Source organism: Fibrobacter succinogenes (assembly GCF_902779965.1).
GTDB lineage: Bacteria > Fibrobacterota > Fibrobacteria > Fibrobacterales > Fibrobacteraceae > Fibrobacter > Fibrobacter succinogenes_F.
The window spans coordinates 24812-37166 of the sequence record NZ_CACZDK010000042.1 but is presented as its reverse complement, the minus strand read 5'-3'; the positions used below and the strand labels follow the sequence as shown (position 1 = coordinate 37166).

Annotated in this window: 8 protein-coding genes, 3 tRNA genes and 1 pseudogene; 3 read left to right on the top strand and 9 right to left on the bottom strand. The window is 47.6% G+C overall.

Annotation, left to right across the window (positions count from 1 at the left end):
• Nucleotides 1–404: 404 nt before the first annotated feature.
• A complete protein-coding gene (gene tgt, locus HUF13_RS15320) occupies nt 405–1544 on the bottom strand; it encodes a tRNA guanosine(34) transglycosylase Tgt (protein ID WP_173475931.1) in 1140 nt (379 codons plus the stop codon).
• A 290-nt stretch (nt 1545–1834) separates the two neighbouring features.
• On the opposite strand from tgt, the gene HUF13_RS15315 reads away from it, so the two are divergent.
• Complete coding sequence (locus HUF13_RS15315) at nt 1835–4075, top strand: family 43 glycosylhydrolase (RefSeq protein ID WP_173475930.1); 2241 nt, start codon at nt 1835–1837, stop codon at nt 4073–4075.
• 50 nt (nt 4076–4125) lie between these two features.
• Here the strand turns inward: HUF13_RS15315 and HUF13_RS15310 are convergent.
• Nucleotides 4126–4209 (bottom strand) — tRNA-Leu (locus HUF13_RS15310).
• A gap of 276 nt (nt 4210–4485) precedes the next feature.
• Here HUF13_RS15310 and HUF13_RS15305 point away from each other — a divergent pair.
• Entirely contained in the window at nt 4486–6444 is a 1959-nt protein-coding gene (locus tag HUF13_RS15305) for a glycoside hydrolase family 5 protein (protein WP_173475929.1), read from the top strand.
• Nucleotides 6445–6570: 126 nt separating this feature from the next.
• On the opposite strand, the gene HUF13_RS15300 is transcribed toward HUF13_RS15305, so the two are convergent.
• From HUF13_RS15300 to HUF13_RS15275, 6 genes and pseudogenes are all read right to left on the bottom strand, one after another.
• Nucleotides 6571–6654: transfer RNA gene (locus tag HUF13_RS15300), tRNA-Leu, on the bottom strand.
• 101 nt (nt 6655–6755) lie between these two features.
• Nucleotides 6756–8117 (bottom strand): UDP-N-acetylmuramoyl-L-alanine--D-glutamate ligase, encoded by a 1362-nt coding sequence (gene murD, locus HUF13_RS15295; protein ID WP_173475928.1) that lies wholly within the window; start codon nt 8115–8117, stop codon nt 6756–6758.
• 215 nt (nt 8118–8332) lie between these two features.
• Nucleotides 8333–8416 (bottom strand) — tRNA-Leu (locus HUF13_RS15290).
• A gap of 47 nt (nt 8417–8463) precedes the next feature.
• Nucleotides 8464–8961, bottom strand: a complete 498-nt coding sequence (secG, locus tag HUF13_RS15285) for a preprotein translocase subunit SecG (RefSeq protein WP_173475927.1) — start codon at nt 8959–8961, stop codon at nt 8464–8466.
• Between the two features lie 24 nt (nt 8962–8985).
• Nucleotides 8986–9661, bottom strand: a pseudogene (gene tpiA / locus HUF13_RS15280) (triose-phosphate isomerase).
• A gap of 364 nt (nt 9662–10025) precedes the next feature.
• A complete protein-coding gene (locus tag HUF13_RS15275) occupies nt 10026–10469 on the bottom strand; it encodes a hypothetical protein (RefSeq protein ID WP_173475926.1) in 444 nt (147 codons plus the stop codon).
• Nucleotides 10470–10549: 80 nt separating this feature from the next.
• Between HUF13_RS15275 and HUF13_RS15270 the strand changes: the two genes are divergently transcribed.
• The gene (locus HUF13_RS15270) at nt 10550–11536 is read left to right on the top strand and encodes a hypothetical protein (RefSeq protein WP_173475925.1); all 987 of its coding nucleotides are present in this window, start codon (nt 10550–10552) and stop codon (nt 11534–11536) included.
• Here HUF13_RS15270 and HUF13_RS15265 read toward each other — a convergent pair.
• Nucleotides 11456–12136 (bottom strand): hypothetical protein, encoded by a 681-nt coding sequence (locus tag HUF13_RS15265; protein ID WP_173475924.1) that lies wholly within the window; start codon nt 12134–12136, stop codon nt 11456–11458. The two genes, HUF13_RS15270 and HUF13_RS15265, sit on opposite strands and share 81 nt — an antisense overlap.
• Between the last annotated feature and the right edge of the window lie 219 nt (nt 12137–12355).

The window sequence follows — 12355 nt, the reverse complement described above, 5'->3', positions numbered from 1 at the left end:
CAAGCCAAGCAGATAAAGGCTTGCGGACGATTTCAGGTACCCAAATGTCATATAATCAAAAAGTACCTGTTTTCAGGTACCTTTTTGTCATATAGACCTGAAATTTTGAAAAAATGCCTGATTTTACGTAAAAAATGTTAGAAAATAGCCGATTTTTACGTAAAATTTATATGTTGTTAGTGATTTTTCGTCATATTTTCAAATATTTCGTCTTTGGGGAGTGCTGATTTATGGAAAATCGAACTGTTTATGTGCGAAAAACGAGAGAAAATGCACGAAAAATAAATACTTTATGTGTAAAGTTTGTTATTTTGTATGAAATTTTACGTAAAAAAGTCGTATGATTTGATTTTTTTTTACGTAAAAAAAGCCCAAAAATCAAAATTTGGGCTTTCGCACATCTTTTATTCAAGGTTTCTTTGAAGAACCTCGCACTTAGCTTTAGCCCACTCTTCAAAGGTATCGTTGGCGAGGTGGTCCTTCGCTTCTTGCATGAGGTGTAGGTAGAAGTGCAGATTGTGGATGCTGGCAAGCGTGTAGCCGAGCGATTCGCCGGCATGGTGCAGGTGGCGCAAGTAGGCGCGGCTAAAGTTACGGCAGCAGTAGCAGTCGCAATTCGGGTCTACTGGCTTGTCGTATTCCTCGGCGTGGCGGGCAGCCTTGTAGCGGAGAACGCCTTCGCTGGTGAATAGCATGCCATTACGGGCGTTGCGCGTGGGCATCACGCAGTCGAACATATCGACGCCGCGACCAATCAATTCCAACAAGTTCCACGGCGTTCCGACGCCCATCACATAGCGCGGGTGGTCTGTGGGCAAATAGTCCGTGCAGAAGTCCGCAATCTCGTACATTGTTTCGGTCGGTTCGCCCACAGAAAGTCCGCCCATGGCGTAGCCGTCGGGGCCGAGCTCAGCAATGCGTTCGATGGCCTGTTTGCGCAAATGCGTGTGCATGCCGCCCTGGATAATGCCAAAGAACTGCTGATCGTACCCGTGAATGGGCGGGTGTTCCTTGAGCCATTCCATAGCTTCGGCGGTCCAGCGGAGCGTGTAATTTAAGCTGTGTTCCGCTTCCTTGACGGTGCTCGGGTACGGTGTGCATTCGTCGAGCGCCATGATGATGTCGGCGCCGATTTCGCGCTGGGCGTTCATCACGCTGGCCGGGCTAAAAAAGTGCTTGGAACCGTCGAGAATGCTTCTGAATTCAACGCCTTCGGGCTTAATCTTGCGAAGTTCTTTCAAGCTCCACACCTGGAATCCACCGCTGTCCGTGAGCACCGGGCCGTTCCAGCTCATGAACTTGTGGATGCCGCCTGCTGCAGCGATTTTTGGCGTTGTGGGGCGCAGGTACAAGTGGTACGTGTTGGCGAGGATTATCTGGGCCTTGATGTCTTCTTTCAGTTGTGCGGGCGTTACGGCCTTTACGGTCGCTTCGGTGCCCACCGGCATAAAAATCGGCGTTTGGATGTCGCCGTGGTCGGTATGCAAAACACCCAGACGGGCCTTGGATTTCTTCGACGTTTTTAAAAGTTCAAATTGGTTCATGTTGAGACTCAAGGTTCGTTGCCTGAAAATCATTGCTTGGGCAGCGAGGTTTAACAAGAAGCTTTTGCTTTACAAAGATAGTTTTTTTAAAGCTTCGAAAGAAGATGAATTTTTCTACATCATCTCCGGCTTCGATGATTCGGCTCTGTCCTCATGGAAATTTTAAGGTGTCTCGAAAAAATCGGAGCATTTTTTGATAAAACGTCAAAGGTTTTTTATTTCCACGTGTAATAATCGATTACGGAAAAAACATAATTTGGAATAGGGGATATAATAAATTGGTTTATGATATGAATACCATTGAAAAAGTAAGCATGACCTGTGTTGTTGCGGGTTTTTGTTCTTTCGGCTTGGCGGACAATCCGATTTCCACTTACCATTATCTGGCTGATCCTTCATGTGCCGCTGATGGTGATACCTTCTACATTTTGACCGATGTCGATGACAATAATACCCAGACAACTTTGACTTACGACATCACCGGTCTTTCGGCGTTCACTTCCGAGGACATGAAAAATTGGACTGACCATGGCATGATTTTCAAAAGTAAGCGCGAATTCGGCGATTATCCTAGCAATACGTGGGCTTCGGGCATTGCTGTCAAGAATGGCAAGATTTATATAGTATATCCCGATGGCGCGAGTGGCGTGGGCATGATTACGGCTTCTGCTATCGATGGACCCTATACGGACCCGATTCAGGAATCTCACGGAGTTCACTATATCGCTGCTAACTGGGGGGAGAGCGTGATTGGTGGTTGCGACGGCATCGGGAATTGCTTTGACCCGGGGATTTTCTTTGATGACGACGGTACGGGCTATGTGATTTTCGGCGGTGGTGGAACTGGGCAGCGACCAACTGGCAACAACTTCGATATCATCAAGTTTAATGAAGTTGATGACAAGATTATCATAGATAAAAACTCCTTGAAAAGAATTTCTCTACCCAATTCTCTTGAGGCTCCTTATCTGCACAAGAAGGGCGACTACTATTACTTAAGTTTCAACAACAATGGCTATGTGATTGATTATGGTATGTCAAAAGATATCATGGGACCCTATGATTATGTGGGTACCGTGATTCCGGGCGTCGCTGCTGTGCCAGGCGCTCATGGCGTGGGTGGCAACAATCACCAAGGCTTCGCTTTGTTCAAAGGCAAGTGGTATGCCGTTTATCATGACCGCCGCCTAGTGACTTCTGATAATCATCCGACTTCTTGTACGCGACAGGGCGTCTGTTCCGTGAATCCGAACTACGAAAACCACAGAAGCGTGGCAATCGATGAACTCACCTGGAATGGCGACAAGATGAATGAACTTGTGTTCACGAATGAGGGGCCTAAGCAAATCAAGAACTTCGACCCGTACAGGACATACAAAGCTACAACGAGTTCCAAACAGCTGAACATTCGCAGCCGTACCGACTGGACAAAGGGCAAGCCCGTTGTACACGTGCTGACTCCACTGGCTTCCAAGGAATCCTGGATTCGTGTGAGCGGCGTGGATTTTGGTAAGGGTGCCGAGAATCTTCGCATCAAGGCATCGAACGTGGGCGAAGACAACAAGGTGGAAATCCATACGGACAGTGCCTCGGGGACTCTGGCGGGTTCCTGCGAACTCGCAAAGACTAGTGGATGGAACGATTACAAGGACAATGATTGCGTCATGACCGGACTCTCCGGTGTTGTAGGTCAGGTTTTTTTTGTGTTCAAGGGCTCGAAAGATTCCACCATGGGTCTTCTAGAATGGGAATTCCAGGGCACCAAGCGTGAACCTGAACCTCAGAAGCCTTTTGGCGGCAAAGCCTGGACTATTCCGGGTGTCATTCAGATGGAAAATTTCGATGTTCCTGGTTATGGCGAAGGTAACGATTCCTTCTATGATAACGACTCCTTAAACAATGGTGAATCCGATTATCGCAAGGAGGATGCTCCGTCCGTTGATCTTTACCTGAAATCCGATGGCCGTATTGTTGTAGGTTACATTCAGAAGGACGATTGGTTGGAATATACGGTAAACGTGGCTAAGGATGGCGACTACACTATGTTTGCGGCTGTTGCTTCTGATGGTGGCTCTAGCTTCAATCTCTCTGTGGACGGCGAGGACATCACTGAAGATGTTGCCGTTCCCGCTGCAAGAAAGGATGAAAATGAAGAACAGAATTTTGACGATTACAGCAAGGTTGCTGCAAACGTAAGCCTCAAGGCTGGTGAACATATTCTTCGCTTTACCGCTACAGCAGACTGGATGGATATCGATTACATCAATTTCGTTGAAGGGAGAGATGCCAAGGACGATATGCCTATTGGTGGAGAAACCAATCGCATTGTCAATGCTGGAATTGGTTTTCATTTGAATGTTGAAAGTAAAGTTTACAATGTTTTCAATCTTCGTGGAAATCGGGTGGGCTCTGTGAATCTTTCCGGCATGAACGCTGTCCAGGCTCTCAAGGCTGCGCGCTTCGGCAAAGGCGTCTATATGCTCAAGCAGGTCGATGGTTCCAAGAAAATGATGGTAAACGCAGCAAAGTAATTGTGGACGAAACAAAAAAAGAATCCAGCCTTTAAGGTTGGATTCTTTTCTGCGGTCGGACAGACTTGAACTGTCATGAGATTGCTCCCACTAGCACCTCAAGCTAGCGTGTCTACCAATTCCACCACGACCGCGTAGTCCTTAGCGGAACGGTTGCAAAGATAGTAATTTTTTTTGATTTTGGAAACTCAAATTCAAAAATAATTGAAATTTTTTTTCCGAGGGTGTCACCTCGGTCTTTTATTTTCGTTTTGCCCTGTCTTTGAAAAAAATTAAAAGTGTCTTAAATCTTGATGGATAAATTGTCAATATGTCAAATTAAATAATTATAGCTAAAATTTTTCAAAAAAGTATATTTGTTTTCGATATACGCGAATAAGCGTATTGATTGTATCAAAATGGAGTATCGGATGAATATAAGAAGTTTTCTTCTTCCCCTTTTTTTTCTAGGCGAATCCGCTTTTGCGGAACTTCCCACCGCCAAGGACCTTGCCGCCAAAATGGGCTTTGGCATCAATATCGGAAACACCATGGAGGCCATCTCCGGCAACACGGATACAGGTGTTATCACATCGGCCGGTCCTGAAGCGTGGGGTGGCAAGTACCCGAACAAGGAATTTATCACGGCCATCAAAAATGCTGGCTATTCCACAGTCCGCATTCCAGTTTCTTGGTATGCCCATGCCGACACTGTGAACAACGTTATTCACCAAAGTTGGATGGATTCCGTGAAAACGGTTGTGGATCTTTGCGTCAATGCTGGACTCTATACCATCATCAACATTCACTGGGATTTTGGCTGGCTCGAAAAGCATATCGATAAAGTGGATGCCGCCACCAAGGATCGTGTGAACGCCCGTCAGAAAGCCTTTTGGACGCAAATCGCGACAGCCTTTAAGGAATACGACGAGCATCTCCTTTTTGCAAGCGCGAACGAACCTGACGTAAACGATCAGGCGGGCGACGAAGCCCATCAGACTCTTCTTCTTTACCATCAGACATTTGTGGATGCCGTTCGCGAGACGGGCGGAAACAACGCTAGTCGTTCCTTGATTATCCAGGCGGCGAGTACATCCTTTGATCTCGCGTACAGCAAGATGGTGATGCCGACCGATAAAATTTCGGACCGTTTGATGGCTGAAGTCCATTTCTATCCTTACACTTTTACTTTGATGGATGGGGATGCTGATTGGGGCAAGGCGAGCTACTATTGGGGTGACTACCTTTCCACGACAGATCCGGAACGCAATGCTACGTGGTGCGGCAAGGAATTCGTAGATGAAAACTTCGACAAGATGAAGGAAAAGTTCACCTCCAAGGGTATCCCTGTGGTTATCGGTGAATTTGGGGCGATGAGCCGTTCTAATATTCTCTCCGGGGCCGATTTGGAACTGCACATCAAGGGGCGCGCCCAGTTCTACGGATATGTAGCGAAGGCCGCCAAAGATCGCGGAATGATTCCCATCACCTGGGAAACCGGTGGAACGGGACCGGGTACCATGACGACGATTTCTACGGCGGACTATACGGTCTTTGATTACCCAGTGATGAACGCCATCCGCACCGCTTATGGCCTTCCGGAGCTTACCAAGGGCGCCGAGACCAATAAAATGCTTGTGGCTACTTACGACTACTTTGCGACCGAGGCTGCCAAGGGGGACTCTTCTACGTACGGACAAATCAGTTTTGATGTCGTCAAGTCCGATATTACTCCATACACATCCATTACCATTAAGGCGAACATTTCGGGGACAACGTCTAGCGATGGCAAGTACGGCTACACCGGATTCAATGTCGTTACGATGTCCTCCGATGAAAAGGCGGAATGGCAGTGGCGAGAATTCTCTATCCTGGGGGGCAAGGACCCAGTTTGGGGCAAATGGCATGAATATAAAGTTCCGCTATCCCAAAACATCGCGGATTCGGCAACGGCGCTTATCAGTTACAATCCCAAGAAGATTGTCTTCATTGGTATTCAGTCTTACCTTCAGTATTTCAAGGGCTCTGTCGCCATAGACTATATTGCGTTCAACAAGGCAGACGGTACTGCGGATACCCTTTATTCCTTTAATTCCGGCCTTGCCAATAAAGATGGGGCGGTGACCAAGCTGGAACTCTTGCCTTATAGTGAAACGCCTTCGGGCTTGATTCCTGCTCGCAGGGCTAATTTCTCCCGTGGATTCGTCATCCGGGATGAAGGTTTCGGCAATTTCACGGTGGTCTCCGATCGGAATTGCGTGCGCAAGTTTGTCGTGACTGACGCGCTTGGCAAGGTTCTTACTTCAAAGACGGTGCGTTTGTCTAAAGGCGAAAATAGAATTCGCTTAGGCGAAGGCGCTTTCGAGAAGGGTTTTGTTGTCGTAAAGTAATCGGCATTTCGTAAATCATACCAAGGAACCTCGGGAAATTATCGGGGTTCCTTTTTTATAGAGTGGATTTTATGCTTGATTCCATGCGAGAAACAAAAAAGACTCAGTTTTCACTGAGTCTTTTTCTGCGGTCGGACAGACTTGAACTGTCATGAGATTGCTCCCACTAGCACCTCAAGCTAGCGTGTCTACCAATTCCACCACGACCGCGTGGTCCTTAGCGGAACGGCAACAAATTTAGTATAAAACCTTCCGCTTGTAAAGGGGACATCGCGCATTTTTATCAATTTTTTTTGCGCGAGGGCTTTGCCTTATACCCCTTCAACTAGCTTGTCAAACACCTGTCCGCGGACTTTGTAGTTCTTGAACAGTCCAAAGCTCGCGCATGCGGGGCTCATGATGACCGTTCCGCCTTCGCCGATGTTCAAACTGTCTGCAAAAGCTTCTTCGAGTGTGGGGAAGATGGCAGTCTTGATTCCTGCTTCGTCCACGCCTGCCTTTTTCAAGTCAGCGAGCATGCGTTCAGCGGTTGCTCCGATCAGTGCCACGCGCTTCAAGTTCGGGCGATGCTTTACGAGAATCTCTGAAAGCTCCGTGAAGTCCGCGTTCTTTTCAGAACCGCCGAGAATCAAGGCAAACGGACGCTTCATGCTGCCGGTTGCCGCAATCGTTGCATCTGGGCGTGTGGCGTAGCTGTCGTTGTAAAATTCAATGCCGTTCTTTTCGCCCTTGAATTCCATGCGGAAGGGGAGCGTTTCGTAGCTCTTGAGTGCTTCGAATGCTTCGGCAACGCCAATTCCCAAAGCTTTGCAGGCGAGTGTTGCTGCGGCCATGTTTTCGAGCTGGTAAATGCCGCGTACTTTGCAGTCCGAGAGGTACAAAGTTACACCGTCAATTGTAAGTGTTGCTCCGTCAATCACGGCATCACCATCACCAGCACTAGGACCGTCTGCGAGGCTTACGGCATACTTTGTCTTGGCCGGGCTTTCTGCAGCAATTTTTGCGGTCGGTTTCGCGTCTTTCAGATAAACGCAAGCACCATCGCGCTTTTGCCAACGAACCAAATTTGCCTTTGCGTCACGGTATTCTTCAACGCTCTTATGCCAATCCAAGTGCTCTGTCGAAACGCGCAATACTACGCCCACATCCGGCGATACAGACAACGTCATGAGTTGGAAACTCGAAAGTTCCAAGATGCTTATGCGCTCGGGAGTCTCGTCTTCGAGCAAGTCCAATGCCGGCACGCCAAAGTTTCCGCCAATAGCGTTTGTCTTACCGCACTTGTCCAAAATGTGGCTTATCATGCTCACTGTGGAACCCTTCCCGAGTGTGCCCGTTACGCCGACCACTTTTGCAGAACGAGTTTGTTCTAAAAATAACTGAATCTGGCTTGTCATGAGGCCGCCGTTCATCTGGAAGTGGAACAGCTCCTTGCTCATCGGGTAAACGCCTGCCGAACGCACGACCGTCACGCAGTCCTTCAGTCCGTCCAGATAGTTCTCGCCGCTGCTGACCTTGACATTCACACCAGCAGGGACTTCCGGCAAGTTCACCGGGTTCTTGTCCATCACGACGATATCCTTGACGCCTTCGCGGAAAAGGTAACGCAACGTGCTCTGGCCTTCGACGCCAAAGCCTAAAATACCAACAGGAGAAACGAGTGTGTTCTGCATAAAAATCCTTGATGTAATTCCAATTAAAATTTAGCAACCCTTACCGCAAATGATCGTCTATACTTGTCATGATTTGGTTTTAAAAACTATTTATTTAATTTGTATAAAATTAATCCGCGGGTATATTTAACGTCTTAACCAACAACCAAAGACCATTGACCAATGATCAACAACCAAAACAAAAATCCGCTCTCTTTCGAGAACGGACTTCTTCATGCGGTCGGACAGACTTGAACTGTCATGAGATTGCTCCCACTAGCACCTCAAGCTAGCGTGTCTACCAATTCCACCACGACCGCAGAGCTTAGTTTGCCGCAGCGTTTCCGATGCGGCAAACTACAAACCCTTACTTGGCTTTCTTCTTGCCTTTCTTTGCCTTCGGAGCTTCAGCCGGAGCTGCCGGTGCAACTTCAGCGGCAGGTGCCGGAGCGGCTTCAACAGCAGCCGGAGCAGCTTCAGCCTTCACTTCAGCGGCAGCCGGTGCAGCAGGAGCTGCTTCAGCTGGAGCGTTGAACGTTGCCGGGAGAGCCGGAATTTCCGGAACAGCTTGTTCTGCAGCGTTTTCACGAGTTGCCTTCTGCATAGTAGATTCTTCGACAACCTGATCCTGCTTGGCTGTGATAAGGCTAAGAGCCATAACAACGATGAAGAAAAACACAGCAACGACACGGGTCAACTTCTGGATGAAGGTCGCTGCGCCGGCGGTAGAAAATGCAGATTGCGAAGTCATGCCACCGAGACCTGCCAAACCGCCCATCTTGTCGTTCTGAACGAGAACAAGGAGAGCGAGGAAAAAGCAGAGAAACACGTGGAGGACGATCAATACCCAAAAGAGAGTTGTCATTTGTGACGATCCTTTCGTTAAAAGTTACTTGGCTTCAGCAGCGTCGATGATTTCCTTGAAGGTGTTAGCCTTGAGGCCTGCACCACCAATGAGACCGCCGTCGATGTCCTTCTGAGCGAGGAGGCCGGCAGCGTTGGCACCCTTCATGGAGCCACCGTACTGAATGCGCATGCCTTCTGCAACAGCTTCGCCGTAGATTTCCTTAACAACAGAGCGGACATAAGCCTGAGTGTCTTCAGCCTGTTCGTCGGTAGCGGTAACGCCAGTACCGATTGCCCAAACCGGTTCGTATGCGAGAACGCACTTTGCTGCGTCTTCAGCAGAAACGTCCTTGAATGCACCCTTGACCTGGAGGCCGAGAACTTCCTTGAGGATGCCGCCCTGGCGCTGGTCGAGAGTTTCGCCAATGCAGATAATCGGCTTGAGGCCAGCTTCGAGAGTCTTCTTGACCTTGAGGTTCACAGTTTCTTCCGTTTCGTGGAAGTACTGGCGCTGTTCAGAGTGACCGATGATCACGTATTCTGCACCGATTTCCTTCACCATGTCGATGGAAACCTTACCGGTGTATGCGCCCTGGTCCTTCCAGTGGATGTCCTGGATAGCGAGCTTCACGTTCGTGCCCTTGATAACGTCCGAGCTGAACGGATTCGCTAACGGTCTTGTTCATCTTCCAGTTACCAGCAATGATATACTGACGCATAATTAACTCCTTGAGAGGTTTAAAATTTAACGCGCGTAAATGTAGAAATTTTTTTGCGAATAGTCACTAGTCATTAGTTATTAGCGCATGGAACTTAGACCATAGTCATTCTCGATCGACTGAAAGTCGTGAGGGAATCCATAATTTATTCAGCTATAGCCAACTGCATCATACGGCAATGTAAATCGCACCCCCTAAAACCTAATACCTAAACCCTAAACAAAATTCCCCTCGGCGGTTAAACCAAGGGGAGCAGTGCTTGTTAGGTTACAGGTTGTAGGCTGTAGGTTATAGGTTTGTTTGACATTTGCGGCGCAATTATATAGACCTAATACCTTTTACCTAATCCCTAACACCTAATAAACTAGTGGTCGTACGTGCTGGAACGGCTAGAAGACGGCGGAGGAGATCCACCATAGCGGTCGCCTTCGATCTTGTCGAGAACCTTTTCCGCTTCGTAGCCCTTCAAGCGAGCTTGTTCCGGATATTTCCAGAAGAGGCGGGTGATGAGCTTGCCTTCGCGGGTGAAGTATTCCCAAATCATGCCATCGGCAGTTTCGTGATCGGGAGGTCCCCACAGGAGGTTCACCATGTCGGTTGTCATGCCTTCTTCGATGTAGCCTTGCTTGAAGGTGTTCTGCAAGTGCTTGTCGATGCCCATACTTTCCTTGGAAATGAAGTACTCGCGTTCGTATTCCTGTTGGCCCACGCCGCGTTCAATCAGCACAGGGGAGGAATATTTGTTGTTCGTACATCCAAAGAGCATGAGTGCACCGAAGGAAATAGCGCACAGATGTGAAAATTTCATTGGATCTCCTTGTATTTGATGACCACAAAATAAGAATTTATTGCGCAAGTAGCTAAATAATTTTTAGATTTTACACTGAAATGAATAAGATTAACGCTTTGTTTAAAATTATTTTACTTAATGTGGCATTTTTGCTCTCCCTGAGCTTTGGTGCTGTTGGTGTTGATCACTCTAGTTTGGTCGGACTCCGTTACGGACCGAACCTTTCTTGGGGAGGGATGGTGAATACGCCGATTGTTTGGGGGCAGTGGGTTCCTCAAGCGATTGCTAGTATGCGCTATACTTGGCTTGAACCGCTAGCGCCCTTGAATTATGGTGAACCGATTGGCTTTGCTTCGGCTTACCTCAAGATGGACGCCTCTGTTGAAGTCGCTCCTTTTTATGGTGGATTCCGTGCCGGGCTTGGACTTCGTCCATTCAGGGTGAATCCGCAGATTGAATTTAATTTCCTTTATGAAAGTTTCTTTTATTTCAAGTCTAATTTGGAAATGGTCAACGCCGATGTGAAGGGCAAGGGCGCCATTGCAGAAACCTGGAATTCCGATTATATCTTTAAAAACGTGTGGCATTCTGATCATGCCGAATTTGACTATGCACAATTTTTTGATATGGGTATAGACTTTAGTTACACGTTACCGCATGGTAGCGTTATCGGCGTTGGTGCGCATTATGTACTCACCGATATCAGCACGGATTTTGATGGCAAAAGTTACGACTACGAACGCAATATCCCCGTGTTCAGCCGTGATTATATCGTAGAACTGCAAAGTTTTGGCCGGTTTCCGGTAAACGACTTGATGGCTATCGTTTACGAAGGCGTTTACCTCAAAACGGGGCTTTTACGTAGCGGTGGTAATGTCAAAAAGGAATCCCTAAGCTATCGAATGATGCTTTTGGGATCTCATTTCTCGTGGAAAAACGGGTTCCGCAATTTGATCGTTAAGGCCGGCATGTGGAAACGCGATAAAGAGCGCTTCTACAATGGTTCATTCGCTCAACAGTTGCTTGTTCAGCTTGAGTATAAGGGGTACTTTTCTTTCCCCTTCCACAGCAATTTTCCCAAATAATTTGGGAACGGGCAACAAGATTTTAGGTTTAACCGATTCTTCTTTTGATGGTTCTAGCTCAAGAGCCTTTTCTGGGTATGCAGAACGAATCCAGAGGCTCCCGCTGTAGTCTTCGCTAGACATGCTTGCGATTGTCGGGAGGGTTTCGCCGTCGTAGGCTTTCCAGTTAGCTAGGGACACGTAACGGGGCTTTTTCGTGACGCCACGCATGACAAGTTTTTCCGGGTTGTGGAGTGAATCGACTACGACGCTCCACCAAGTATTTGAAACCGCTGTAGCAAAAACTTTATTGTTTACATCGGGCTTTGTGGAATCCGGACACTTGAAGTAGCCGTTTGCCAAAAGTTCCAGGTCGTCCAACTTGAGCGGTGTCTTGCCGATGTTGTCTCTAAGGTGGTGGAGGCCAAGTTGCCTTTTTACCTTCCCTCCGTCGAATTCCATGTAGCGGTATTTGCCGGCTGTGATGTAGTTGAACGACGGGCTGTCGTTCAAGTTTACAAAGAACGTGTCGAGTTCGTCGTTGTGGTGGCGCCATTCGATAGATACACTGGTCCTGTTTCGTTCTTCGTTAACGAATTTCCCGTCGATGTTGACAATCATCGAGGAGCTTGTCAAAAGCCTCGGACAGACCGTCTTTTTTTCGCTTTGAGCTAAAGTTGGGATAATCGATAAGCAAATCGCGAGTATCGTCAGTTTTGCGCTTTTTATCATACAATAAATATAAATAAATGTTATTACATCCCGTTAGCCAAGTTTCGTTAATTATACGTAAATTTAGTATAAAAGAAAACCCTAGTCCATCCCAAATGGCTAAAAAGG